The 24,211-nt window shown below is 59.8% G+C and carries 24 protein-coding genes; 1 reads left to right on the forward strand and 23 read right to left on the reverse strand.

What is annotated here, in order from left to right; translation table 11 throughout:
• Positions 1-13 precede the first annotated feature (13 nt).
• The 21 genes from FHT79_RS27465 to FHT79_RS27565 form a co-directional block, all read right to left on the reverse strand.
• Positions 14-577: a rod-binding protein gene (locus tag FHT79_RS27465; RefSeq protein WP_047613620.1), complete on the reverse strand. Its 564-nt coding sequence runs from the start codon at positions 575-577 to the stop codon at positions 14-16.
• 31 nt (positions 578-608) lie between these two features.
• Positions 609-1,022, reverse strand: coding sequence for a hypothetical protein (locus FHT79_RS27470; RefSeq protein ID WP_047613619.1), 414 nt, complete (start codon positions 1,020-1,022; stop codon positions 609-611).
• A 4-nt stretch (positions 1,023-1,026) separates the two neighbouring features.
• Entirely contained in the window at positions 1,027-1,779 is a 753-nt protein-coding gene (gene fliR, locus FHT79_RS27475) for a flagellar biosynthetic protein FliR (RefSeq protein WP_047613616.1), read from the reverse strand.
• The gene (flhA, locus tag FHT79_RS27480; RefSeq protein WP_047613614.1) at positions 1,776-3,863 is read right to left on the reverse strand and encodes a flagellar biosynthesis protein FlhA; all 2,088 of its coding nucleotides are present in this window, start codon (positions 3,861-3,863) and stop codon (positions 1,776-1,778) included. The genes fliR and flhA overlap by 4 nt, the downstream gene beginning before the upstream one ends.
• 89 nt (positions 3,864-3,952) lie before the next feature.
• Positions 3,953-4,219 (reverse strand): flagellar biosynthesis protein FliQ, encoded by a 267-nt coding sequence (gene fliQ, locus FHT79_RS27485; protein ID WP_009992823.1) that lies wholly within the window; start codon positions 4,217-4,219, stop codon positions 3,953-3,955.
• 91 nt (positions 4,220-4,310) lie between these two features.
• Positions 4,311-4,742, reverse strand: coding sequence for a flagellar hook assembly protein FlgD (gene flgD, locus FHT79_RS27490; protein WP_047613610.1), 432 nt, complete (start codon positions 4,740-4,742; stop codon positions 4,311-4,313).
• Complete coding sequence (gene flbT, locus FHT79_RS27495) at positions 4,733-5,182, reverse strand: flagellar biosynthesis repressor FlbT (RefSeq protein WP_029868218.1); 450 nt, start codon at positions 5,180-5,182, stop codon at positions 4,733-4,735. Before flbT ends, flgD begins: the two co-directional genes overlap by 10 nt.
• Positions 5,179-5,526: a flagellar biosynthesis regulator FlaF gene (gene flaF / locus FHT79_RS27500; RefSeq protein WP_029868219.1), complete on the reverse strand. Its 348-nt coding sequence runs from the start codon at positions 5,524-5,526 to the stop codon at positions 5,179-5,181. The genes flbT and flaF overlap by 4 nt, the downstream gene beginning before the upstream one ends.
• A gap of 31 nt (positions 5,527-5,557) precedes the next feature.
• Complete coding sequence (locus FHT79_RS27505; protein ID WP_029868220.1) at positions 5,558-6,604, reverse strand: flagellar hook-associated family protein; 1,047 nt, start codon at positions 6,602-6,604, stop codon at positions 5,558-5,560.
• 3 nt (positions 6,605-6,607) lie between these two features.
• Positions 6,608-8,095 carry a flagellar hook-associated protein FlgK gene (gene flgK / locus FHT79_RS27510; protein ID WP_047613609.1) on the reverse strand — a complete coding sequence of 496 codons (1,488 nt, stop codon included), beginning with the start codon at positions 8,093-8,095 and terminating at the stop codon, positions 6,608-6,610.
• 19 nt (positions 8,096-8,114) lie between these two features.
• Positions 8,115-9,416 carry a flagellar hook protein FlgE gene (locus FHT79_RS27515; protein ID WP_132575723.1) on the reverse strand — a complete coding sequence of 434 codons (1,302 nt, stop codon included), beginning with the start codon at positions 9,414-9,416 and terminating at the stop codon, positions 8,115-8,117.
• A 126-nt stretch (positions 9,417-9,542) separates the two neighbouring features.
• Positions 9,543-10,214, reverse strand: a complete 672-nt coding sequence (locus tag FHT79_RS27520) for a winged helix-turn-helix domain-containing protein (RefSeq protein ID WP_029868223.1) — start codon at positions 10,212-10,214, stop codon at positions 9,543-9,545.
• A 280-nt stretch (positions 10,215-10,494) separates the two neighbouring features.
• Positions 10,495-11,052, reverse strand: coding sequence for a lytic transglycosylase domain-containing protein (locus FHT79_RS27525; RefSeq protein ID WP_029868224.1), 558 nt, complete (start codon positions 11,050-11,052; stop codon positions 10,495-10,497).
• The gene (locus FHT79_RS27530) at positions 11,000-12,439 is read right to left on the reverse strand and encodes a flagellar hook-length control protein FliK (RefSeq protein ID WP_183904521.1); all 1,440 of its coding nucleotides are present in this window, start codon (positions 12,437-12,439) and stop codon (positions 11,000-11,002) included. Before FHT79_RS27530 ends, FHT79_RS27525 begins: the two co-directional genes overlap by 53 nt.
• A gap of 2 nt (positions 12,440-12,441) precedes the next feature.
• Complete coding sequence (gene motC / locus FHT79_RS27535) at positions 12,442-13,731, reverse strand: chemotaxis protein MotC (RefSeq protein ID WP_029868226.1); 1,290 nt, start codon at positions 13,729-13,731, stop codon at positions 12,442-12,444.
• 4 nt (positions 13,732-13,735) lie between these two features.
• Positions 13,736-15,073 carry a MotB family protein gene (locus tag FHT79_RS27540; protein ID WP_183904522.1) on the reverse strand — a complete coding sequence of 446 codons (1,338 nt, stop codon included), beginning with the start codon at positions 15,071-15,073 and terminating at the stop codon, positions 13,736-13,738.
• A complete protein-coding gene (locus FHT79_RS27545; protein WP_183904523.1) occupies positions 15,070-15,699 on the reverse strand; it encodes a hypothetical protein in 630 nt (209 codons plus the stop codon). Before FHT79_RS27545 ends, FHT79_RS27540 begins: the two co-directional genes overlap by 4 nt.
• 204 nt (positions 15,700-15,903) lie before the next feature.
• On the reverse strand, positions 15,904-16,866 hold the full coding sequence (locus FHT79_RS27550; RefSeq protein WP_063476331.1) for a flagellin: 963 nt from the start codon (positions 16,864-16,866) through the stop codon (positions 15,904-15,906).
• A gap of 298 nt (positions 16,867-17,164) precedes the next feature.
• Positions 17,165-18,076, reverse strand: a complete 912-nt coding sequence (locus tag FHT79_RS27555) for a flagellin (protein ID WP_097544582.1) — start codon at positions 18,074-18,076, stop codon at positions 17,165-17,167.
• Between the two features lie 245 nt (positions 18,077-18,321).
• On the reverse strand, positions 18,322-19,230 hold the full coding sequence (locus tag FHT79_RS27560) for a flagellin (protein WP_029868419.1): 909 nt from the start codon (positions 19,228-19,230) through the stop codon (positions 18,322-18,324).
• A 282-nt stretch (positions 19,231-19,512) separates the two neighbouring features.
• The gene (locus FHT79_RS27565; protein WP_097544554.1) at positions 19,513-20,418 is read right to left on the reverse strand and encodes a flagellin; all 906 of its coding nucleotides are present in this window, start codon (positions 20,416-20,418) and stop codon (positions 19,513-19,515) included.
• Between the two features lie 445 nt (positions 20,419-20,863).
• On the opposite strand from FHT79_RS27565, the gene FHT79_RS27570 reads away from it, so the two are divergent.
• Positions 20,864-22,780: a glycosyl transferase gene (locus FHT79_RS27570; RefSeq protein WP_028756334.1), complete on the forward strand. Its 1,917-nt coding sequence runs from the start codon at positions 20,864-20,866 to the stop codon at positions 22,778-22,780.
• A gap of 182 nt (positions 22,781-22,962) precedes the next feature.
• On the opposite strand, the gene fliP is transcribed toward FHT79_RS27570, so the two are convergent.
• Positions 22,963-23,700: a flagellar type III secretion system pore protein FliP gene (fliP, locus tag FHT79_RS27575; RefSeq protein ID WP_003556541.1), complete on the reverse strand. Its 738-nt coding sequence runs from the start codon at positions 23,698-23,700 to the stop codon at positions 22,963-22,965.
• Complete coding sequence (locus FHT79_RS27580) at positions 23,697-24,203, reverse strand: flagellar basal body-associated FliL family protein (protein ID WP_097544552.1); 507 nt, start codon at positions 24,201-24,203, stop codon at positions 23,697-23,699. Before FHT79_RS27580 ends, fliP begins: the two co-directional genes overlap by 4 nt.
• Positions 24,204-24,211 lie beyond the last annotated feature (8 nt).

The raw sequence follows: 24,211 nt of genomic DNA on the forward strand, positions 1-24,211 counted from the left end.
AACGGGCCTAAAATCATCCTGTTCGATCGGTCTTGGCTTCGGCGGTCGGTGTGCCAAAGGTCTTACGCTGGAAGTCGTCGATCATGCTGATCGCGGTGTTGCGGTCATCGTTGTCGGTCGAGGCATTGACGATCTTGCCTTCCTGCCGGCGCAGTTGTTCGCTGTACATCTGCTTGGCGATGCCGATGCCGTCACCCTTGGCCATGGTGTTGCCGAGCTGTTCGGCCATCATGCCTTTCCAGATATCGCCGGTCGCGCCCTTGCCGTAGACGTCTTCGCTTTCGCTCGGCAGCATGGACTTGACGAAATTCTGCAGAACCATGGCCTCGAACTTCCGGTAGCTTTCCGGAACTTCCTCGGCCTTGGTGCGGTTCTGGATGTCGGCGAGGCCGCTCTTCTGGCCGATATGATCGAGAACATCGACCGTATTGGAGAAGCCCTTGCCGTTTTCGGCGAGGCTCGTTGCGGCAAAGGCCGCACGATTTGCCTTCAATTTTTCCTGGGCCGCCTGAACCTCCATGGGGTCGGCAGCTTTGACAACGTCCAGGACCAGATCACTGGGGGGCGAAATAGCCACGTTAGAATCCTCTGAATTAAGATCGTAACGACTATGGTTTTTGAAGCTTGCTGGAGGCTGGCGTTGCGAATTGCTGATCGATGACATCGTAGACGGCATTGTCGTCGGCCTCGCGGCGCTCGGCCTCGAGGGCTTCCTTCATGCCCTCTTCGAAACGATCGCCCTTGGCGCGCTCGCGCGCCAGCCGCATCTCGTGGACCTCCTGCATGCCGGTCAGTTGCTTGTCCTTGATGGTGAGCCTGCCGAATCGATCGGCGTAGCTCTGCGAGAAGGCGTGGTGGACAGGATCCATCGAGCCGAGCGCGAGAATGACGTCGTCCATCGCCGCATTGACCTCGACGCGCTGGCGGCTGGTTTCGGCCAGGTCGTTCTCGGCTACCCGTTCGATATGCCGCTGCACCGAGAGCAGTCGCTTGAGTTTCTGGGAGCGCGTCTTTTCGGTCATCGCCTCATCGCCCGATATAGATCGAGCCGAAGGACTGGCCGAACTGGCTGACCATCGCCGCAATCGAGAAATAGATCAGGAAGAGGCCGCCCATCAGCAGATAAGGTGTGGAGATGAAGTAAACCGGGATCTGCGGCGCCAGCTTGTTGATGAAGCCGATCGAGACGTTGAAGATCATGCCATAGATCAAAAACGGGCTCGACAGCCGCAGCATGATGTAGGTGGTCTGCTCCAGCGTGTCGGTGAAGGAGATCAGCGTCGCGCGCATCTGCATCAGGCCGCCGAATGGCATGGTCGTGTAGGAATCGATCAGCGCGCGGAAGACGATGTGATGGAAATCCATGATGAAGAGAATCATGATGCCGGCAAAGGTGACAAAGGCCGACAGGCTGTTTTCCGACGTGTCCTCGATGATGTCGGTGGACCCCGGCTGGGTATAACCGACCATCATGGCCATGATCGAGGCGGCGAACTGCATGCCGAGCGTATAGATCCTCGCCAGCATGCCATACATCACACCGATCAGCGATTCGCTGAATATCAGGCCGATATAGGTTGCAGAACCGGTGTGAACGGCCGGATAGACAGTATCCCAAAGCAGCGGCATGACGGCGATAGACAGCGCGCCGGCAATGAAGACGCGCAGTTGTTCGGGCACGCGCGCCGAGGAGAAACCCGGAAGAGCCAGCACACAGCCACCGATCCGGCAGAAAACCAGAAACAGCGCCAGAACGGTCCCTTGCGGGTCTGTTATCATGAAATAGAGCCCAAAATCTTTATCTCGATGCCCTTGGCCAGTTCGACATGCGACAGGACAGGCAACGTGGCGAACAAACGTTCGATGATCATACGCACATAGGAGCGTGTTTCGGGCGATGTGACAAGGGCGAATGGCAGGCCGCGATCCATGAACTCACGGATAACTTTGGTGGCCTGCTCGCTGAACTCTTCCAGGCTGCGCGGATCAATATCGAATTCAATCACCTCGCCTTTGGCGTCGCGCTTCAGCGCCTGGTGGAAGGCCAGATCCCATTTGCTGCCCAGCCTGAGCACGCGCAGCACGCCATTGTCGGCAAGATCGCCGCAAAGCTGCTGGGCCATGCGGATGCGGACGTGCTCGACGATCTGCTCGGTCTTCCTGACATGCGGGGCAAGCTCGGCCACCGCTTCGAGAATGAGGTGCAGGTTGCGGATCGAGACGCGTTCGGCAAGCAGGAGCTTGAGCACCGCCTGCAGGCCCGAATAGGACATGTGCGACGAGCAGATCTCGTCGGCGAGCTTCTTGTATTCGGGGTCGAGCCGATCGATCAGCACCTTGACGTCCTTGTAGGACAGAAGCTGCGGCAGGTTGTTGCGAATGACCTCGCTCATATGGGTGAGCACGACCGAGACGTTGTCGATCGGCTGGAAGCCCTCGCGTTTCAGATCGTCGGCGAAGTTTTCGAGGATCGAGACGGCCGGCATGCCGAAAGCGGGTTCGCGGATTTCGTCGCCCGGAATGCTCGGCCGGCGACCGGCGCCGGTGACGACGAGGACTTCGCCGACGCGCAAGAGATTGGAGGCGACCGTCGTGCCGTGGATGCGGATCTGGTAAGACTTCTCGGCGATGGCGATATCGTCCGTGACCTTGATCTCGGGCACGACGAAGCCGTATTGCGTGGCGAACTTCTTGCGCATCTTGCCGACGCGGAAGGCGAGCTCCTGGTGGGCGCCGAGCAGGCGCGTCGAGACCATCTTGCCGAGTGCGAGCTCGATCTCGGAGGTGCGCAGCACCGACTTGACCGAATCCTTTTCCAGCTCCTTGCTCTGGACGACCTTCTTTTCCTCCTGCTCGCGGCGAAGCTTGTTTTCCGCCTCGACCTGCCGCGGGATGAACCAGGCGCCGAAGGCAAGAAGACTGCCGAGGATCACGAAGGGGACAAACGGCAGGCCGGGCATCAAGGCCAGGACGAACATCAGCACGGCCGAGACCGAGAGCGCGCGGGGATAGCCGCTCAACTGGTTGACAACAGCCTGGTCGGTGGAGCCGGTGGTGCCGCCGCGCGAGACGAGAAGGCCGGCGGCGAGCGAGACGATGAGCGCCGGCATCTGCGAGACGAGGCCGTCGCCGACGGAGAGCTTGACGAAGACGTCGGCCGCTTCGCCGATCGGCATGCCGTGGCGGAAATAGCCGATGATGATGCCGCCGAAGACGTTGATGGCGGTGATGATGAGGCCGGCGACGGCATCGCCGCGCACGAACTTCGAGGCACCGTCCATCGCACCGAAGAAGGAGCTTTCCTCCTCGAGTTCCCGGCGCCGCCGCTGGGCTTCCTTTTCGTCGATGATGCCGGCCGAAAGATCGGCGTCGATCGACATCTGCTTGCCGGGGATGGCGTCCAGGGTGAAACGCGCGCCGACTTCGGCGATACGCGTGGCACCCTTGGTGATGACGATGAAGTTGATGGTGATGAGGATGAGGAAGACGATCAGACCGATGACGAAGTCGCCCGACATGACCAGGCTTGCAAAACCGGCGATGACGCCGCCGGCCGCGTCGTGGCCTTCATTGCCGTGGGACAGGATGACGCGCGTCGTGGCGATGTTCAGCGCCAGCCGGGTCATCGTCGCGATCAGCAGAATGGTCGGGAAGGACGAGAAATCGAGCGGCTTCTGAATCCACAGCGCGACCATCAGGATCAGAACCGAGAAGGCGATCGAGAAGGCCAGGCCCATATCGATCAGAAATGGCGGGATCGGCAGGAAGAGAATGCAGATGATGCCGACGATGCCGAGGGCAAAACCGACATCGCGCAGGCTCGGGGCGACTTTTGGAATGGGGAGTGCAGGTGGTTGCGCCATGACGATTCCGTCTCTTCATGAGAGGAGGCGGATATGAGTCCGCCCAATTCGAATCGAGACTTAAATGGCGAAGCTTGCGCGAAGGTGGCTCAGAAACCAGACTGGATGCGCGAGAAGACCAGATTGGTGAAAATCGAGATCTGCGAGCCGACGAAAGGCGCGGTTACGCCGACCGTGATCAGCACCGCGACGATCTTCGGCACGAAGGTCAGCGTCGCTTCCTGCACCTGGGTAAGCGCCTGGATCAGGGCGATCACGAGACCCACCACCATCGCGGCGATGACCGCGGGACCGGCGGCAATCAGCACGGTCCAGATCGCGGCCTGGAACAGATCCAATGCATCAGCTTCATTCATCCGAAGGCAACCTCATATCGCCTTGAAGCGGCCCCGCCTTGGCCGGACCGCGCTAGGTTGGCGTCAAACAGGCGCGTTGGCGCCGTTCGCATCAGGAGCTGCTGCTCGGCGCCTCGTCGGCAACAGTGATTCCCGTCTGCACGAGTATCTTATCGCCATCTTCGGTCGTCGCAATGATACCATCGGAATAAACCTTGACGGAATCGATGATGCCTTTGACGGTGCCGTCGGCACTTTCCATGTATTTGCCGACGTAGCTGCTGGCCTGGGTGAGGCTCGAGCTTGCCAGAAGCGTGTCCAACTTGGTGTTGGTCTGGATCGTCTGCTCGACCTGCGAGAAGGTTGCCAGCTGCGCCACCTGCTCGCTGGCATCCATCGGATCGGTCGGATCCTGGTTCTTCATCTGCGCGATGAGCAGCTGCAGGAAGTTGTCGTAGTTCAGTGTCGCCGACTTCGAGCTCGAACTCGTCGAGGAGGTCGTCGAGGTCGTTGAGGTCGCGCTTGTTGTTGCATCTACCGCCATGGTGCAATCTCCCTGCGAATCTGCTCGACCATCGTTGGCGGCATTTCGTGGTTGTTGAGGATGCTGTCTTCGATCGCGTAGAGGCCGCGGATCGCCTTCAATGCATCGAAGGCACGGCCGGTCGACACCAGCGCGTCGATGCGCTTCAGTTCGGCGAGGATTTCCTCGTTCTTGAAGCAGGTGAGCAGCATGGTGATCGACTTGCGGAACATCGCCGTCGAGTGGTCCTTGCCCTCGGGATTGATGAGGATCATCTGCGCGATGAAATAGAGCTGACGCAGGGGCGTGGTGGCGCCTTCCGGCTGCAGGACGTGGTTTTCGAGAAGGAACGTCACATCATTCAGGAATTCCAGCGCGACCTTGCGGTCGACGCGCAGGACAGCGCCGTTGATGAAGATTCTTTCTCCGGCTTTCAGAGAAATGCGAAGTGTACTTTTCATTTAAGTCCATCCCTGATGATGGTGGTAACGTCGATGATGCCCTGGTAGTTATTAGACTGACGTTTTCTGATCCTGTCGCATTCCTTCAATATCCAGATCGCAATCGAGATGAGGTTGGCCCTGAGCTCGATCTCCAGCTGGTTGTCGGGATGTTTCAGATCTTCGATGAAGCTGATCCACACCCGGCGCGTATAAAACAGGGCTTCAATGGCTTCCCGGCCGTATTTTTCCTTTTCGCGCGCCTGCGAAAGCAGATCTATGGACCGGTCAAGAACCTGCCATTCCCGCTCTTTCGCGTCGGCCACCGAGTCCTGCATGACTTCGGCATATGAGAACTGATACATTCATGCATCCTTCTTTGCGCGCCTTTGATCATCAAAGGTAGTTTACGAGACTCAACTGCTGGATCTTCGAGACGATCGTGTAAGCGGTTTCAAGCTGCGTTTCCAAAGTCTTGACGAGCGTCGAGGCCTCGTAGGGATCGACGCCCTGCAGATCGACGAGCTTGTTCTTGATGATGTTCGACTGGGCGTCGAGGGCGTCGTTGGATTTCTTGACGCGCTCCTGGGAAAGGCCGAGCTGGCTTGCCTGGGTCACGAGGCCACTGGTCGCCTTCGTCGTATAGCTGATCGCCTGCTTGGACACCGTGCTCATTGCGTCGCTGCTGAGGCCCTGGTCGAGGAGCGCCGAGGTCATCACCGAGGCGAGCGCGAAGTAGCGCATGCCTTCGGAATTGGCGTTGGTCGAGGATTCGATCACTTCCGAGTTGCTGATACGGCTCGTCATGTTCTGGCTCGACGCTTGCGACCAGCCGGTCGTCGCATCGGTCCAGTTCGCTTCGCTGAACATCGGCTCGACCGTCGACGTTATGAAGGTCTCCATTTCAGCGCCGGTCAAATCGCTGACCGCCTTGCCGAGACCGGTCGCATAAGTGTTCAGTTCCGTGACGATGGCGGCGCTCGTCGTTGCGGTCATATCGGTCAGCGGCTGCACATCGGTATTGATGCCGGAGAACAGATATTCGCCGTTCACCATGGTGTTGGCGGTGTCCATCATCGTGGAGAGCGCACTGGTCGCCGACTGGATGGCGACGGTGATGCTGCCGGGATCGTGGCTGCCCTGGAGTGCCGTCAGCTTCGAAACCAGGCCGTCGCCGACGTCCTTCATCTTGGAAAGGCCGAGCTGCGAGGACTCCATGCGCGCGGCGACAAGCGAATTGCTTGATTTGATCGAGGCTATCCTGTCGGTCTCGCGGGTGAAGTCCACGCTCCTGGCGGCGTTGCCGCCGAGAGAGACACCGATATCCGCATAGACACCCGTCGTCGCTTCCATCGTTGCCTTGGTCATCTGGTTCTGCCCCTGACGGATCGTCAGGCGCATCGCGTTCTGAATGGCTGAACTTGAAATAAATGAGCTCTTCATGGCTTAACTCGCAATATCCAGCAATGACTTCAACATTTCGTCAACGGCGTTCAGGATCTTCGTCGCCGCCTTGTAGGACTGCTCTATGTCGAGGAGCAGCGTCAGTTCCTCGTCGAGGTTGACGCCCGTCTCGTTGGAATAGGCTTCGTCGGAGCGTGAAAGCGCCGCCGAGGTATTTTCCGCCGCTGTCGTGGCGTTGCTGCGATACTGCTCGAGCCAGCCGAGGGAATTCGTGGCGTATTCCATGATGCTGACGTTCGAATCGATGCCCGTCGTGGCGTCGAAGCCGACGGTCGTTCCCGTTGCCGGGTCGAAATCCATATCGGAGCCCAACGCCGTATAGAGGCGATCGAGTTCATCCGTATAGCCGCTTTCGCCTGACGTGTTCACAACGACGCCGGTGGCATTGATGCCGCCATCGCGCAGGCGCATCGGGTCGCCGCCCTGTGAGGTGATCACACGGGTGCTGACGGCGATGGTCGAGGCCATGCCGTCAACGGCGGTGGAGCCGTCCTCGACCGTGCCGCCGCTCCAGGTGAAGAGGCCGGGCACGTAGGCCGGGGTGCCTGACGAGTTGTCCTCCTTGAAGATCGAGACCAGGCCGCGGGCGATTTCGTCGAGCTGCTTCTGGAAGTTGGGGGCGATCTCGTCGCGGACCTGCAGGAGCGACTGAAGGCTTCCCATCCCCGTCGTGGTCGATCCGCTGCCGAGCGGCAACGCGACACCGTCGATATAGACGGAATTGCCGACGGTGGTGGCGGTATAGATGTCCTGAGACTTGACGGTCACGGTGCGCGGAACCGTCTCGAAGAGGATCGTCCCGTCGGGCGTGCTCAGCACCATGTCGTTGTTGTCGCGCGTCGTCGCGCTGACGCCGACGATCTTCGAAATCTGCTTGAGAGCCTTCTCGCGTTCATCGAGAGCGCCGGAAGCATCGGCACCCGAGGCCGTGGCGGTCTTCACCGCATTATTCGCCTCCTCGAACTGGCTCAGCAGCGTATTCAGCGTTTCAACGTCGGTGGCAATCTGCTTGTCGGCGGTGGCGCGGACATCCTGAACGGATTGCGAGGCATTGTTCAGCGAGTTGGCGACATCCTGGGCGGCGGTGATGGCGCCCTGGGCGGCGACGGTGCTGCCCGGCGTCGTGCGGAAAGCCTGAAGCTTCTGCTGGAAAACACCGAGATAGGTGGATGGCGACGTTTCGTAGTCGTTGCCACCCATGATCGACTTGAGGTCCTCGAGACCGCCGAGCAATGCCTGCTGGGCGCTGTCCTGAGAGGATGACTTCAGGTACTGGCGCAGCAGGGCATCTTCCTGCGCCCGATCAATCTTGACGACCTGGGCGCCGTTCAAGGACGTGGTGAGCATTGCCTGCCGGCGCACGTAATCTTTGTTGCCCGCATTCGAGATATTGTTCGATACGACACTGCTCTGCGTGCCGGTATTGTTGAATATGCTCTGCGCGGTATTCAGTGCTGACGTGAGCGACATGGCTTAGCCGTTACCCTGATTATCTCTTGAGGTTGACGAGGACGTCCATGATGTCGGACCCCGTCTGGAACACCTTGGAATTGGCGGTATAGCTGCGTTGCGACTCGATCATTTCGGTCAGCTCGCCGGCGAGGTCGACGTTCGAACCTTCGAGAGCGCCTGATTTGATCGTGCCGAGGCCGTTGGTCTGCGGGAAGCCGGTGACGGTGACGCCCGACTGGCCGTTGGCGCTGTAGACGTTGCCGCTCATCAGCGTCAGCTTGTCGGGGCTCGCCACATTGGCCAGCGGAATGCGGTAGAGCGGCTTGGTGCTGCCATCCTCGTATTTGGCGTAGACGATGCCGTCGCCGTCGATCGTGACGTCCTTGACCGGGCTGGCGGCCTGGCCGTTCGGTGTGCCGGTGCCGGCAAACTCGGAGGCGAGCTGGGTGAAGCCCGTGAGATCCATGTCGATGTCCAGACCAGTCACCGGATCAGTGATTGTGAAGGTGCCGGTCGAGTTGGTGATCGCGCCAGTGGAGTCGAAGTCGAGCGTGGTCGAACCCACAGTGCCGCCGGCGGTGCTGTAGGGGAAGGAGGTCGTGCTGCCCGTCGTCGCATCGGCGTTGCGGAAGACCGCAACCTCCCAGGTGCTGGCGGTACCGGTAGACGGCGGCGGCGTCGTGGCCGAGGTCTTGGTGAAGTAGAAGTCGTACATCACCTTGTTGCCGAGAGTGTCATAGGCAACCATCGAGAACTTCTTGGTGTCAGTCGTTGTGGTGGTACCGTTGGCGCTCGGAAGATTCGCCGCGGTCGACTCGACGGTGGCGTTGGAATTGAGGTTGCCCGTGAAGACGCCTGAGGTCGAGGCGATGGCAGTCAGCCCTTCCTGGTTGACGTTGACCGGAACGAGGCCGTCGAAACCGTTGACGACGACGGCGGGAGAGCCGGAGTCGTAGGAATAGCCCATCAGCTGGAAGCCGGCGGAATTGACGAGGTTGCCTTCGTCGTCCTTGGTGAAATCGCCAGCGCGGGTCAGGACCGGCGTGCCGTCCGCACCCTGGACGATGAAGAAGCCGTCGCCCGAAATCGCGAGGTCGGTGCCCGAGGTGGTGTAGGAAATATCGCCCTGGTCGGAAACGGCCTGGCGCACGGAGGTCTGAACGCCGCCGGAATTGTAATTGCCGCCCGAGGAAGGCAGAACCAGCGACGAGAAGCTCGTCGACACGGCCTTGTAACCGCTGGTGTTAACGTTGGCGATGTTGTCGGCGACGGTGCTGAGGCGGTTCGCCTGCGCGTTCATCCCCGATACTGCCGTCTTCATGCTGCCGAAAATGCTCATCTGAAAACCTCGTTTTACCTGTTAAACTCGAGAGTATTTGTCGGGCCTTGCGTGAAGCTGTCTGTCATGCTCGCAGCGAGGCCGAATATCGAGGTTCAGCCGGGCGCCGCCACCCGACCGGCAAAATCAGGCCCAATCGATGCAGTAGCCAAGGAAACGCTTGGAATCGACCGGATCGACGCCGAGCTTCTTGCGCAGCTTCTTGCGCAGCTTCGAGATGTGACTTTCGACGACGTTCTCCTCGACCTCTTCATCGAAGATGCCGTAGATGGCGTTGAAGATCTGGGTCTTGGTGACCCGGCGACCGCGATTGGCGATCAAATATTCGAGGATACGGCGCTCGCGCCGGGGAAGCGCAAAGACCTCGCCGTTGATCTCGGGGTCGCGGCCATCCGAGAAGACGCGGATCCCGCCGATCTCGGTGTAGTTGGCGATCGCCTTCAGCCGGCGCCGGATCGCAGCCGCTCTTGCGAGGATTTCGCGGGGATGCACCGGTTTGCGCACCACGTCGTCGACGCCGCAATCGAAAAGCGCAAGGGTGTTTTCGAGCGAGGGCTGGTCGCTGACCGCAATCACCGGCGCCATCGACCGATCCCGGATCGCCCGGGGCAGTTCATGGTTGCGCTGGCCCTGCCCGATCAGGAAAGCCTCGACTGCCGCTATATCGGAATCGGCAGCGGTCTGTACCCACTCGCCGAACTCCGTTGGATCAAAGCCGGTGGAGGGAATGCCCTCACGGCCGAACAGAGATGTGTATCCATCTTTCACGAGCTCACGCTCATCAACCACTACGATCATTCGTCCGCCTCCGAATCAGTGTGGCACTTCGATGATCTATGGGTACGAATCGCACGAATCGGCGACAACTCGTTAAAGTTAATGGCAGAAATTAATAATTGATTAAGATCTTGGGTCCGATTTGATCTATATCTAGTGGGTATGATTGAATATGCACACCAAAATTTCGTGGAAAAGTTAACGCCCGGTTAATTATGGCTTGCACACGGGATTCGTGCCGGATTCCCGCCATATTGTGACACAGTTTCGCCACAATATGCCTCTTCCATTTTTGGTTGCATTAATTTCGGCAAAAGTTACTCGCATTGGGAGTCCACTTGCCGTAGCCCGTGGCAACCAGATTGGCGATGACGCGACAGACATATTGCTTCTGCGCCGGATCGTTGTTGGGTCCGGCATGGTATCTGGCTACCGCCATCGTCCACGTCTCGTGCCGATCATGAAGGTTGCGGAGGAATTTTGCCGCGTACTCTACGTTGCGGTGTGGGTCGAACATATCCTCGGCGGAGCCGAAATTTTCACCGTGATAATAGTGGTTGATCTGCATGCAGCCGATGTCGATGAGCTTCGCGCCGCTGCTGCGGGCGACGTCGAATTGCCGCATCGCATCCTGCTCCGAAGGCGGAAAGATCGCCTTGCCTTCGACGTTCATGGCATAGGGATAGAGCGAGCCCTTGCGGCCGGTCTCCGTCAGACCGACTGAATAGAGGATGCCTTCCGGGATACCATATTTGGCAGCGGCCGACTGGATCTCGCGTTCGCAGGCGCCGGTGGAGGCTGATGCCTCAGAGGTAAACGCCGCCAGTGCCGCTGCTGCCGCCAGTACGAGCGTCTTCAATACCAGTCTCGCCTGCGCCATTGAAGGCTCCATCCGTCCGTGCCGTCTGATTGTGACGCTCGCGCGCCTCGCCGCCCTGCCCCTGCTGGGGGAGCGACTGCTGCTGGGAGGCCTGGCTGCCCGCCTGGTTGCCGGTATCGGCACGCTCGACCGGCGCCATGCTGATGGTGACGTTGTCGACGGCGTAGCCCTGGCTGCGCAGAGCTTCGAGAATCTTGCCGTGGTCTTCCTTCATCTGACGATAGGCCGCCCCCGTTTCGACCTTGAGGTCGACATTCAGGGCGTCGCCGGACAGGCGCATGGTCGCCGTCACCAGGCCGAGATCGAGCGGGTTCATCTGGATCTTCAGCGTATTGACCACCTTGCCGGTGCTCGTCCATTCCGCCGCGTTGGAGAGCGCCGAGCTCGGTTCCATGGCGCGCGCCCATTCGGAATCGCCGGAGAGAGCAGCGGTCACGGCGGCGGAATTCGAATTCTGCATCAGGCCGATATAGCGGCGCGATTCGAGCACCGAAACATTTTCGACATCGGCCTTCTTCGCGCCATCCTTCGCCCCGGCCTGATCAGTGCCGATGTGGACATCCATCGATACGCCGCGGCCATCGGCACGACCGATCCTGAATGTCCTGCCATCTGTTGCTTCGGCACTCTCCGCTCCGGGAAGCTTGACGTCATCCGCCTTGCCGCTCTCAACGTTGCTGCTGACGGCCGCCAGAGCATCGGATGCATGGCCGCCCGCCTTGGCGTCGACCCCATCGAGTTTCTTGTCGGCCTGCCCGGCCTCACCGGCCTTGGCGGACAGATGGTGGGCGGCTGTTGCCGCCGGCAAAGCGACGGCGGCGTCGGCAGGTTCCTGCTTCAGCAGGCCGAGGACGTCGGAAATGCCGCCGTCATCCTCGTCGCTGTCCTGGTCCGTATCGGTTTCCAATGCGTCGGCCTTGGCGTGCTTGCCACTCTTGGCCGTCTGCACCACCTCATCTGCGGGACTGTCTTTCGGATTGAGCGTGCCGAAGGCGAGATCGGCCGGCATTTTGACCCCGGCCTTTGCGGGCTTTGCCGCAACCTTTTCAACATTGGCGATCGTTTCCGGCGACACCTCCGCCTGCGCCTTCAGCGCGGCGTCACTGAGATCGACCAACGGCTTTGCGCTGCTGCGGCCGCGGATCGTCCGCGCCACTTTCTCCGCGGCGCCATCGGCAGCCGTCCCTTGATCCGGTTGCGCATCGTCGGTGTCGTCATTGACGGCATTGCTGCCTGCCTTGGCAAGCACGTCGAAGAAGCCGTTCTTCTGGCCGGCGGCATCATCTTTTCCGGCCGGCCGCGCGGATTTCGCAACCGCAGCCGACTCCGCACCGGAGGCTCCGCCCGAGACGCTGATATCCATCATAATTAATTGCCTTCCTGCGCCAGAAGACCGTCGATCTCGTCGAGCTTGGATCGATTGGTCGTCACAAATGCGTTGAATGAGGGGTCGGTATCCTGGCTCTGGCCAGTCGATGCCACACCTCCCGGAACAGGCTCGGGAAGCGCGCCTGGCGCTTCCGGTTGCGTCGCTATCGCCGCAGCCTTTTCAGAAGTGATTTCTTGATGATCAGTGTTAGGAGTGGATGCTTGCCTCAAGCTTGCCGGATCGGGAGCGCGCAGGATCTGGTCGGCGACCGATCGCGCCGCCTCCTGCAGCGCCTGATCCCGCGGTGAGAGCGTATTGCCGTCAATGCCGCGGACATTCTTTGCCGCCCGGTCGACATCCTCCGTGGGAAGGCCGGCCATGCCGCCATAGAAATTCGCAAGCGGCCCGAAGGCATTGTCGGTGTCGGCGCCAAGCGACTGCACCCGTTCGACCGCCATATGCGTCAGCTCCGGCTTACCTGATATCGCCGCAGCACGGGCGATGCGCAGATAGACCTCGCGCTGGCGCGGCGCATCCATGAAAGACAGGATGTCGACGACATCCTGCGGCTTCACGTCGTGATCGTGACTGACGACGAGCGTGACGAAAAGATCGGCGAACTGGCTGGCATAGGGCGAATGCAGAAAACGTCTGACATAACGCTGCGAATAGGCCATTCCCTTATCGAGCATCCCCTTGTCGACGCAGATGGCGACCGAGCGGCGCAACGCCGCCTCCTCGACGATCGTCCCGGGTGCTGCAAGACGCGCCTGGTCGTAGAGATCCAGCGCGTCTGCCGGTTTCGTCGCGATCAGCACGTTGCCGCCGATCAGCGCAAGATAGGGGCCGATCTTCTTGTCGCGATATTCCCGGGCCGTCTCCTCCAGCGTCTTGGCGACGAGTAGCCCTTTGCCGCTCAGATATTTGCGCAGCACATCGGTGACGCGATTGTCGAAATAGCCGTTGACGTCGTGGGCGATCAGATATTCGAGCGTCTGGGGATTGCCGCCGCTCATCGCATAGATCAGCGCTGCATCAACATTGCGGTCGTCATCGAAGACCGAAGTATCGACGGTGCGCAGCCGCTCGTCGATCGTCCCCAGCATGAAGCGCTGCATCTCGCCGGCCGAATGATCGCCGGTGACGACGGAGTCCTGCACGAACTGCAACGATCGCAGCATCTTGTACGGCGCAAGATCGTCCGGATCCTGCGCCTTGCCTGCGGCCGGCGAAAGCATCGCCAGGCCGAGGGCCACACATCCGATATAGCGATGCTGCCGACGCGCCATCCGACTATCCCTTATCCGCCTGCACCAGGATCTCGATCCGGCGGTTGGTCGCGTTGAACGGGTCGGTCGGCAACTTCAGCCGACGGTCGGCGAAGCCGGAGACCTGGGAGATACGTTTCTCGTCGAGCCCACCGCGCACGAGCATGTAGTAGGCGCTCTGGGCGCGGTCCATCGAAAGCCGCCAGTTCTCGTTCTGGGTGCCCTTATACTGGCGCCCGTCCGTGTGGCCGCGGATGGCGACCGCGCCACCCCTCTCCTTCAGGATCGCGCCGATCTTTTCCATGGCGAGCACCATCTCCTGGCGCGGAACAGCAGAACCGATATTGAACATCGAATCGTCGCTCTGGTCGGAGATGCTGACCAGCAATCCGCCTTCGGACGCCGTCACGGTCAGGCCTTCGGCGAGCTTGCCGGCAACGCCGCCGATCTGCTGGGCGATCTGCTCCTGCAGCTGCTCTGCTTCCTTCTGCTGCTGCACGGCCTCATCAGCGCTCTTATCCGCATCCTTCTGATGTTCGGCGTCTTTCTGAGCTTCCGCCTTCTTGTCGTTGGCAGACTTGCCGGCCGGCGCCTTGCCGTCCTTGGCTTCGACCGCGCCCTTCGTTTCCTTGGCTTCCTTCGTTTCCTTGGTTTCCGGGGCAGCCTTCTGATCGGTGGTCAGCGGTATCGGCTTGGTGTCTTCGAGCTTGGCGATCTCGGTCGTCCCGCTCTCGACCGCCTGCTGGTCGCTCTTGCCGGGAGGCGCCGACTTGCCGGCCGTGGTGACCTCGACCTGCTTCGTCCAGAAATCCGGATCGAAAGGATCACGATAGGCCTCGCCGCCATCGGCGCCGGTGGCCGGACCGGAATCGGCGGCGCCGCCGTCGCCCTTGGCGCTGACATTGGCCTGCTGGCCGACTTCCTGGGCGATCTCGGCGAGAACCGAATAGGGATTTTCGAAGAAATCGGCCTCGGAATAATTGGTTTGGTCGCCTGATGTCGATGTCTGGTCGTCACCATCCGCCGCGGCCTTGCCGTCGTTCGGATCTTCTTCCTTCTGCTTCGACTTCTCCTGCTTCTCCTCGCCTTCGGCGTTATCGACAGGCTTCTTCAGACCCTTCTCGGTCGGCTTTTCGTCGGAGAGCTTGATCGGATTGAAATAGGTCGCGACCGAGGCCTTGGTCTCCTCGTTGGCGGCATTGACCAGCCACATGACCAGGAAGAACGCCATCATCGCCGTCATGAAGTCGGCATAGGCAATTTTCCACGCACCGCCATGGGCGCCATCGTGATCGCCGCCGCCATGTCTCTTGACGATGATGATCTCGTTTTTGCCGTGGTGGTGGTTTTCGCCTTCGCTCATTCGAGAACTTTCTTCAAGCTGGCCGCCCAGGCGGACATACGGGTGACGATGACGGAATCACCGATTTCGACGGCAAGATCGATATCGTCGGTCTCAAAATGGCGAACCGCCTCGGCATGTTCGCCGAGCTCGGCCTTCAATATGTCGAAAAGCCGGGTCGGTCCCTTGACGACGATCGGTCCAGCGGCGCCTTCAAGGATCGCGTCGCGCAGCAGTGTGGCGAGGTTTTCGGCAGCTTCGGCGGCAAGCGCTTCCGTCATCACTGGCGCGATGGCGGCGGCGGCGCCGGCGCTGACCAGCTGAGCGAGCTCTTCGGCAATATCGCGGATGCGGGATGCAATGACTGCTGCCGCCTCGACTTCGTAGCGAAGCTTCAGCTCCTCGAGTTGACGCGCATGGACCTCAGCCAGCGTCCGCGCCTCCAGCGCGTGTTTCTCGGTCAGTTCCGCGGTGGCCGCGGCATGACCTTCCGCATAGGCTTCGCGGCGCTCCGCCTCGACGTCGATCGCCGGTTCGCTCAGTGTTTCGGGGAACATGTCGCCACCGAAATCATCCATATCGAGGACCGGCGGTGACGGTTCCGGTTCGCCGAAATCCTTCAAATACCGGGAAAGCGAAATGCTCATAAAAACCATCCAGCATTCGGGAGGCATGCAACATGCCCGCTCCCGCTCAAAATGTCCTTGCGCGCCGACATCTCCCTTCGAAACGGGCAAGGGCCTGACCTTGCGCCGGCACGGATTCGGACGATGCCTTCATGCCGGAAACTAGGAAGTCAAACTTGCGCGAGGATGAATGGCGCCGTTGCCACCCGTGATCGCGCCCATTCCTTATTCCAGCAGAATCAGAATCTTGCTTGCGGCCGTATTGAGGATCGAGATCGCTTCGACGGCCATCTGCTTCTGGGTTTCGATTGCCTTCTGCCGGATCGAAGCCTCGTCCATGTCGGTATCGACGAGCGCACCGACGCTCTTGTCGATCGAATCGGACAGATCGGCGGTATAGTCTATCTGATCGTCGATGCGTGTCTTCATCACGCCGATGGATGCCGCCGTGGTCGTCAGCGAGGAGAGCAGCGACTCGGTCACGTCGAGCATGTCGGTGAGCTGCGCATCGGTCGTGTTGCCGTCGATCGCAATTTCCGTACCCGTCGCCGGCGTCGTCGAGCCGGCATCCAGCAGATAATAATTCCGCGACGTCGTGCCGGAGTTATTGATCGCGTTGGCATCGACCGCCTTGGTCAGCAGGCCGCCGCTCGCACTGTTCTTGTCGATGAGGATGGTCTGCGACGATGGGAAATCGATGGTCTGGGCCTGATATTCGCCGGTCGAAGCGCGCACGAAACCCGAGATGACCGACCATGTCGGCGGTGCAGCAGTGTCGCCGTTCAGCAGCCAGTTTTCCCCCGCAAACGACGTCGATTCGACGACCGTCTGCAACTGCTCTTTGTATTCGCTGATCTCGGCGTTGATCTTGTCCTTATCGACACCAGGTTCTCTTGCCGAAACCAGCTTGGCGCGGATCTGGCTCATGAGATCGATCGCCGAGTTCATCGCCGTATAGGTCGCATCCACCTTGGCAGCGCCAAGACCGAGCGCATCTCCGACCGTTCCGAGATTGGTGCTGTCCGAACGCATGACGGTTGCGACCGACCAATAGGACGCATCGTCGGCGGCCGTCTCGATACGATATCCCGAGGACACTTGCTGCTGGGTCTGGCTGGCTTCTTTGTTGATGCTGCGCAGCACCGAAAGCGCATTCACCGCGGCCGCGCTGGTAATCTTAACGGTCATCGACAGGTCTCGGATTAAGGTGAAAGGGCAGGCCGGATTGCCGGCGGCGACTGAAGTGGCATCATGCCTCCGGCAGGGTTTCTACCGGCGTGTCGCAAAAGCAAATCAACTCAAGGCGTAGTTAACTTGATATCAACCCGTTGGGCAAGAGCGCGGCGCCGAGCCTGGCGCGTCGATCGAAGCCTTGATCAAGCCATTGATGTAAAAGAAAAAACCGCGCCATTTCGGGCGCGGTCCGGGAGGCTTTATGTGTGCGGCCAGACGATGGCGCAAGATTCGGTCCAGCTTCAGGCCTGACTTAGCTGCGGAACAGCGTAAGGATGTTCTGAGCGCTGGAGTTGGCGATCGACAGCGACTGGATCGCCAGCTGCTGCTGGGTTTGCAGGGCGCTGAGCTTGGAGGATTCTTCTTCCATATTGGCGTCGACGAGGCGGCCGACACCGGAGTCGATCGAATCGCTGAGCGCGCTGACGAAGCCTTCCTGCAGCTCGATGCGAGTGGAAATCGAGCCGAGCTGCGATGCAGCCTTGGTCATCGCCTCAAGGCCTGCCTCGATCGACGTCAGGGCCATGGAAATCTCAGGCGAATCGAAGTTGGTGATGTCCATCGAGTAGATCGAGCCGATCGTACCGGATGATGTGCCGATAATGCCGGAGCTGGTCTCGATCGTGCCGGTCGAGTCCATGCCGAAGAGAACGTTGCCCGCGGAGCTCGTGTCCAGAATATAGTCCGTCGTCTTGACCGAGACATTGCCGTTGCCATCGCGGACGAAAGTGGAAACGACGCTCTTGGTGCCGTCAGCGCCGGCAACCCAGTTTTCACCGGAGAAGGAAGCCGACTGCGCGATGCTCAGGAGCTGTTGCTGCAGCTGGCTGATTTCTTCCTGAACTTTAGCCTTGTCGACACCCTTTTCGGTTGCAGCGACGATCTTCGCCTTGATTTCGGTGATGACGTCGATGGCACTGTCCATGGCGGAGTAAGCGGTGTCGACCTTGGCGGCGCCGAGGCCGAGAGCGTCGGAAACAGCCGAGAGGGCCTTGTTATCCGAACGCATGGTCGTTGCGATCGACCAGTAGGCGGCGTTGTCAGCAGCCTTTTCGACGCGGTAACCCGATGATACGCGGTTCTGCGTGTCCTCAAGGTTGTCGTTGATGCCGCGGAGTGTCTGGAGAGCGGCCATCGCCGCGACGTTCGTCAAAATGCTGGTCATGAAATGATTGCCCCTCGTCGGCAAAAAGAAAAAAGGGACATTCCGGAAGGCCACCGGGAACGGGGATCAGCTTCATGCCTGTTAACCGGTTCTTAAATTTGGTTAACTCACCGTCTCGTTGGACGCAGAAAACAGCATTATGGTTAATGGATCGTTAACAGACATTAAAAAAGCCGCGCTCCATCGAAGCGCGGCTCGATACCAGTGCCCGCCGGAGACCGGCGGGCTGATGTTTCCGAGGGTTATTAGCCGCGGAACAGCGTGAGGATGGTCTGCGAAGAGGAGTTCGCAATCGACAGCGACTGGACGGCCAGCTGCTGCTGGGTCTGCAGTGCGCTGAGCTTGGAGGATTCTTCTTCCATGTTGGCATCGACGAGACGGCCGACACCGGAGTCGATCGAGTCGCTGAGAGCGGACACGAAGTTTTCCTGCAGTTCGATGCGCTTGGAGATCGAGCCGAGCTGAGCGCCGGCGCTGGTCATGGCCTTCAGAGCCGATTCAACGTTGGTCAGAGCCGACTGGATTTCGCCGAGGGTGAAGTTGGTGATGTCCATTGCGTAGACAGAACCGGTCGCACCATTCGAAGTGCCGAGGATACCCGTGGAGGTTTCGACAGAACCGCCGCTCATGCCGAACAGAACGTTGCCCATGGAGCCGCTGTCGAGTACGTAGTCGGTCATCACGACCGAAACGGCGTTGGAGCCGTCACGGACGAAGGAGGCAACGACGTTCTTGGTGCCGTCAGCGCCGGCAACCCAGTTTTCACCGGAGAAGGAAGCCGACTGCGCGACGCTCAGGAGCTGCTGCTGCAGCTGGCTGATTTCTTCCTGGACCTTGGCCTTGTCGACGCCGTTTTCAGTGGCGGCAACGAGCTTCGCCTTGATGTCGCCGACGACATCGATGGCGCTGTCCATGGCGGAGTAAGCGGTGTCGACCTTTGCAGCGCCGAGGCCGAGAGCGTCGGAAACAGCCGAGAGAGCCTTGTTATCAGAACGCATGGTCGTTGCGATCGACCAGTAAGCAGCGTTGTCGGAAGCCTTGCCGACGCGATAGCCGGACGAAACGTGAGCCTGGGTTTCCTGGAGACCCTGGTTGATGCCACGGAGAGTCTGGAGGGCTGCCATTGCAGCGTTATTGGTGTTGATGCTCGTCATAGTTTGCTTGCCCCTTGTTGGCAGATTTTAAGAAGGGACATTCCGGATTTTGGGCCGGCCCACAGCGATCAGCATCATGCCTGTTAACCATTCTTGTTAAGGTTAACTCGCCGTTTCGATGGGCCTAGAAAACAGCAAGATGGTTAAGGAAAGCTGAATTCGAATTGGAAATATCTTAAAAATATCTGAGACTTAGAAGGATTTTCATTAACCTTATATTAAAACATTTCGCGGCCGGGGATGACCCGGCCGCGAAACTTGGAAATCTTGTGCCGACCGGTCTTAGCGGAAGAGCGACAGGATGTTCTGCGAAGAGGAGTTCGCGATCGACAGCGACTGGATTGCCAGCTGCTGCTGGGTCTGGAGCGCGCTGAGCCTGGAGGATTCTTCTTCCATGTTGGCGTCGACGAGACGGCCGACACCGGAGTCGATCGAGTCGCTCAGAGCGGACACGAAGTTGTCCTGGGCGTCGATGCGGCTGGAGAGCGAGCCGAGAGCAGCGCCAGCGCTGGTCATGGCCTTCAGAGCCGATTCAACGTTGGTCAGAGCCGACTGGATCTGGCCGGCGGTGAAGTTGGTGATGTCCATTGCGTAGATCGAACCAGTCGCACCGGTCGAAGTGCCGAGGATACCCGTGGAGGTTTCGACCGAGCCGCCGCTCATGCCGAACAGAACGTTGCCCGCAGAGCCGCTGTCGAGTACGTAGTCGGTCGTCGTGATCGAAACGGCGTTGGAGCCGTCGCGGACGAACGAAGAAACAACGCTCTTGGTGCCAGAGGCGCCGGCAACCCAGTTTTCGCCGTTGAAGGAAGCCGACTGCGCGACGCTCAGGAGCTGCTGCTGCAGCTGGCTGATTTCTTCCTGCACCTTGGCCTTGTCGACGCCATTTTCAGTCGCGGCAACGAGCTTCGCCTTGATCTCGCCGACGACGTCGATGGCACTGTCCATGGCGGTGTAAGCGGTGTCGACCTTTGCAGCGCCTACGCCGAGAGCGTCGGAGACAGCCGAGAGGGCCTTGTTGTCAGAACGCATGGTCGTTGCGATCGACCAGTAAGCAGCGTTATCCGAAGCCTTTTCAACGCGGTAACCAGACGAAACGTGGTTCTGCGTGCTGTTGAGGTTCTGGTTAACGTTACGCAGCGTCTGGAGAGCGGCCTGCGCGGAAGTATTCGTGTTAATGCTTGTCATAAGTCTGTCCCCTGGAAAACTAGATACAAAAAGGAGGACATACCGGACTATAGTACCGGCGATGACGGACCAGCTTCATGCTACTCGGCGCCTTTTTTGTTTGGCCCAAACCCGTCATGTCCAGGGCAATCTCGCAGCCAATGCTTGCCAACTCCTTAAAAATACAGGCTCCAGGCCGGCTCCTCGCGGGCCATAGTTAATGCTTGCTGAATATATTCCTTTGCATTCTAATTCTCTTGAAAACCAAGCGTTTTCCCTGGGCAAAAGTCGGCATTTCCCCGCGAAAACAGAGGTTCACCAAGCGCACCGGTTTCAAGCAAGCTTCGAATGCCAATGTGGCAGGCGCCGAGATAGCACCATCGGACCGATCCGCTCGTTTTGCGGAGGACGGCCTGTCCGTGCCGCGGCGATCGACGCCAGAACATTTCCTTCACGGAGTTGGGTTTTGAACAGCAAAGTTTCGTTCTCTGCGGCATCCAAGGATTACCAGATGGGCCGCTACACACAGTCCTTGGCAACGCTCAACCAGCTGATGGATATCCAGCAGGACGCCAAGACCTATGCGCTGCTGGCCAAGAACCTCGTGCAGCTCGGCTTCAAGGCCGATGCCGCGAAAGCCTATGGCCTGGCCGGCAACTGCGAAGGACCGAATTCCTACGAATACCAGAAACAGGCTGCCAAGCTGCACTACGAGACCGGCAACGAGGACGATGCCCTGCTGATCGCCATGCGAAACCTCGCCAAGGCGCAGGAAGACCCGGAGCTCGCGTTCATCATCACCGCTATCTATCTGAAGCGCCAGCAGCGGGATATCATCCGCCCGTTCAAGACGGTGCTGTCGCAAAGCTCCAATCCAGAGCATATGCGCCTGGCGGCGCTGCTGCTGAGCGACGATCTGAACGACGCAACCAACCAGAACCTGGCGCGCAATATCTTCAAGCGTTTTCCCGGGAATCTGGCATTCCGCTTCCTTCACCTTGTTTTCGCCCGCGAATTCAACGAGTTCGAAGAGGCGAGCAAGCATCAGGCAGTAATCGACGCGGCCCTTGCAAAGGGCGATATCGAGATCCTGCGCAAGGACAACCCGTTCTATCATCTGCACTGGTGCGGCAATGAGGACTTCAACCGGTATGCGACGATCGGCACCACCCCCCTCAATCCGGAACGGGTGGCCTTCCGTCGCAGCCAGCCGCACAGCTGGTCGGACAAGATCCGGATCGGCTACATGTCATCGGACTTCTGGGATCGCCATGCGACGATGAAGCTCTTGCAGCGCATCCTCGAATTGCACGACAAGGACCGGTTCGAGGTGACGCTCTTCTGCCACACAGGCCCGGAGTACCTCAAGCACAACACGACCGACCGCAGCCGCTGGGGCCGGGTCGTCACCATTCACGGCTTCTCCGATCAGGCGGTGCTGGAAGTGGTGCGCGAGCACAATATCGACATCATGGTCGACCTGAAGGGCCACACTTCGGGCAGCCGCGCGCCGGCCTTCAACCTGCCGCTCGCACCGGTTCATGTCGGCTGGCTCGGCTTCCCCGGGAGCACGGTCAATATCGACCTCGACTACGTCATCGGCGACCATTCGGTGCTGCCCGAGGTGGCCAAGCCCTTCTACCATGAGAAATTCTGCCGGCTGCCGGAAAGCTATCAGCCGAACGACCCGATGCATCGCCCGAAGCCGCGCCCTGTCACCCGCGAGCAGCTTGGCCTGCCGGAAGACGCCTTCATCTTTGCGTCCTTCAACGGTAACCGCAAGATTACGCCGGAGACGATCAACAGCTGGTGCCGCATTCTCAAGCGTGCGCCTAACAGCGTGCTCTGGCTGATGGCGAACACGCCGCGCAACCAGGCGAATCTCTTGAAGCAATTCCAGGCGGCGGGGATCTCCGCCAAGCGGATCATCTTCTGCCCGCGCGCACCCTACGAAGAACACATCGACCGTCAGCAGGCGGCCGACATCGGCATCGATACCTTCCCCGTCAACGGCCACACGACCACCTCGGAGCAGCTCTGGGGCGGCCTGCCGGTTCTGACCGTCAAGGGCACCAACTTCGCCTCACGCGTCAGCGAGAGCCTGCTCAGGGCCATCGACCTGCCCGACCTCGTCGCAGACGACCTGCAGGCCTATGAGGATATGGCTGTCGAGCTGGCTCAGAATCCCGGACGGATCGCCGCATACAAGGCGCATCTCAAGGAAAAGCGTTACATTGCGCCGCTCTTCGATGCCGAACGGTTCTGCAACCATCTTGAGCAGGCCTATGAAATCATGGCCGAGCGTGCCAAGCAGGGTCTTGCACCCGATCACATGGACATTCCGGCGCTGCCGCCGCGCACGGGGCCATTCGCGGCCGAGTGAGGCTTTTCAACCGCTACGAAAAACCCGCCGAGGCGATCGCTCCGGCGGGTTTTTCATTGGTGAAGGCTAAAGCCGCGTCGCAATCTTTCAGATTCGCTCCCGCACTCCGGTCCTGGCTTTTACGCATGTTGTGATCGCAGCACCGCTGCGTGCTTTGCGCAGCACGTTTTAGCGGCAGCCGCTCAGCTGAACGAGCGCACCAAGCTGCCGACGAGCAGGTTCCAGCCGTCGATCAGCACGAAGAAGAGAATCTTGAACGGCAGCGAGATCGAGGTCGGCGGCAGCATCATCATGCCCATCGCCATGGTGATGGTGGCGACGATCAGATCGATGACGAGGAACGGCAGCACAACGAGGAAGCCGATCTCGAAGCCGCGGCGAATCTCGGAAATCATGAAGGCCGGGATCAGCACGCGGTAGTCGATCGGATCGGTCGTCTGGATATTCTGTCCGCGTTCGCGCGCCAGATCGACGAAGAGCGCCAGATCCTTGTCGCGGGTATTGGCCGCCATGAAGGTGCGGAAGGGTTCGGCGATACGCTGGACCGCCTCGGTCTCGTTGATCTGATTGGCAAGCAGCGGCTGCACGCCGTTCTGCCAGGCCTGATCGAAGGTCGGCGACATGACGTAGAAGGTCATGAACAGCGACAGCGACAGGAGGATCATGTTGGAGGGCGTCGAGGAGAGACCCATGCCTGAACGCAGGATCGAGAAGGCGATGATGAAGCGCGGAAAGCTCGTCACCATGATCAGGATGCCCGGCGCGACCGAAAGAATGGTCAGCAGGCCGAAAGTGCGGATGATCCAGGCGGCAACGGAGCCATCGACCGGCACGTTCAATAAGTCAGTCGGCAGCTGCTGTGCCACCGCCAGTTCCGGTACCGCCATCATGGCGGCAAGGAAAACTATGAGACGAATCATTCGATGACAAATGTCCTGAACATGACCTTCGATACCCGCCCTTGCGAGCGAAGGTCAACACGTTCCTGTATGTCATCCTTGAGATATTGAAAGCCCCGCGGCCCCTCGATCTGCTGGAGGGAAACGGTTCTGATATAGGCGAGGATATCCTGATGAATATCCTCGGAAACCTTGACATCCGGCGGCCCGTTAAACAGCAGCGCGACTTCGAGTCGCACCCAGTTTTCCGAGGGGTAGGCAAGGTTCGACGTGATCGGCTCGAGCTGGACGATGTTGTTGGCCTCGGTCGAAATCCGCGCCAGACCTTCCTCGGCCTTCTTCTTGGCCTCGGCTTCCTTGGCCTGCTCGGCCTCCTTGGCGCCCTTGACGTTGGGCGCGACGATCGTGCCGACCGCCCAGCCGCCGCCGGCGCCGAGCAAGGTCAGGACGGCGATGCCGATGATCGTCATCAGCGCCGCGGATTTCTTCTTCGGTTGACCTGCGCTTGCGTCTGGCTCTGCCATCGTCGTTC

Origin of the sequence: Rhizobium sp. BK212 (genome assembly GCF_014197475.1) — a bacterium.
GTDB lineage: Bacteria > Pseudomonadota > Alphaproteobacteria > Rhizobiales > Rhizobiaceae > Rhizobium > Rhizobium anhuiense.

What these genes read in the sequence shown, in the direction of transcription:
- FHT79_RS27470 (WP_047613619.1), bottom strand. Translation starts at nt 1,022, where the DNA reads ATGACCGAAAAGACGCGCTCCCAGAAACTCAAGCGACTGCTCTCGGTG.
- fliR (WP_047613616.1), bottom strand. Translation starts at nt 1,779, where the DNA reads ATGATAACAGACCCGCAAGGGACCGTTCTGGCGCTGTTTCTGGTTTTC.
- flhA (WP_047613614.1), bottom strand. Translation starts at nt 3,863, where the DNA reads ATGGCGCAACCACCTGCACTCCCCATTCCAAAAGTCGCCCCGAGCCTG.
- fliQ (WP_009992823.1), bottom strand. Translation starts at nt 4,219, where the DNA reads ATGAATGAAGCTGATGCATTGGATCTGTTCCAGGCCGCGATCTGGACC.
- flgD (WP_047613610.1), bottom strand. Translation starts at nt 4,742, where the DNA reads ATGGCGGTAGATGCAACAACAAGCGCGACCTCAACGACCTCGACGACC.
- flbT (WP_029868218.1), bottom strand. Translation starts at nt 5,182, where the DNA reads ATGAAAAGTACACTTCGCATTTCTCTGAAAGCCGGAGAAAGAATCTTC.
- flaF (WP_029868219.1), bottom strand. Translation starts at nt 5,526, where the DNA reads ATGTATCAGTTCTCATATGCCGAAGTCATGCAGGACTCGGTGGCCGAC.
- FHT79_RS27505 (WP_029868220.1), bottom strand. Translation starts at nt 6,604, where the DNA reads ATGAAGAGCTCATTTATTTCAAGTTCAGCCATTCAGAACGCGATGCGC.
- flgK (WP_047613609.1), bottom strand. Translation starts at nt 8,095, where the DNA reads ATGTCGCTCACGTCAGCACTGAATACCGCGCAGAGCATATTCAACAAT.
- FHT79_RS27515 (WP_132575723.1), bottom strand. Translation starts at nt 9,416, where the DNA reads ATGAGCATTTTCGGCAGCATGAAGACGGCAGTATCGGGGATGAACGCG.
- FHT79_RS27520 (WP_029868223.1), bottom strand. Translation starts at nt 10,214, where the DNA reads ATGATCGTAGTGGTTGATGAGCGTGAGCTCGTGAAAGATGGATACACA.
- FHT79_RS27530 (WP_183904521.1), bottom strand. Translation starts at nt 12,439, where the DNA reads ATGATGGATATCAGCGTCTCGGGCGGAGCCTCCGGTGCGGAGTCGGCT.
- motC (WP_029868226.1), bottom strand. Translation starts at nt 13,731, where the DNA reads ATGGCGCGTCGGCAGCATCGCTATATCGGATGTGTGGCCCTCGGCCTG.
- FHT79_RS27540 (WP_183904522.1), bottom strand. Translation starts at nt 15,073, where the DNA reads ATGAGCGAAGGCGAAAACCACCACCACGGCAAAAACGAGATCATCATC.
- FHT79_RS27545 (WP_183904523.1), bottom strand. Translation starts at nt 15,699, where the DNA reads ATGAGCATTTCGCTTTCCCGGTATTTGAAGGATTTCGGCGAACCGGAA.
- FHT79_RS27550 (WP_063476331.1), bottom strand. Translation starts at nt 16,866, where the DNA reads ATGACCGTTAAGATTACCAGCGCGGCCGCGGTGAATGCGCTTTCGGTG.
- FHT79_RS27555 (WP_097544582.1), bottom strand. Translation starts at nt 18,076, where the DNA reads ATGACCAGCATTTTGACGAACGTCGCGGCGATGGCCGCTCTCCAGACA.
- FHT79_RS27560 (WP_029868419.1), bottom strand. Translation starts at nt 19,230, where the DNA reads ATGACGAGCATCAACACCAATAACGCTGCAATGGCAGCCCTCCAGACT.
- FHT79_RS27565 (WP_097544554.1), bottom strand. Translation starts at nt 20,418, where the DNA reads ATGACAAGCATTAACACGAATACTTCCGCGCAGGCCGCTCTCCAGACG.
- fliP (WP_003556541.1), bottom strand. Translation starts at nt 23,700, where the DNA reads ATGATTCGTCTCATAGTTTTCCTTGCCGCCATGATGGCGGTACCGGAA.
- FHT79_RS27580 (WP_097544552.1), bottom strand. Translation starts at nt 24,203, where the DNA reads ATGGCAGAGCCAGACGCAAGCGCAGGTCAACCGAAGAAGAAATCCGCG.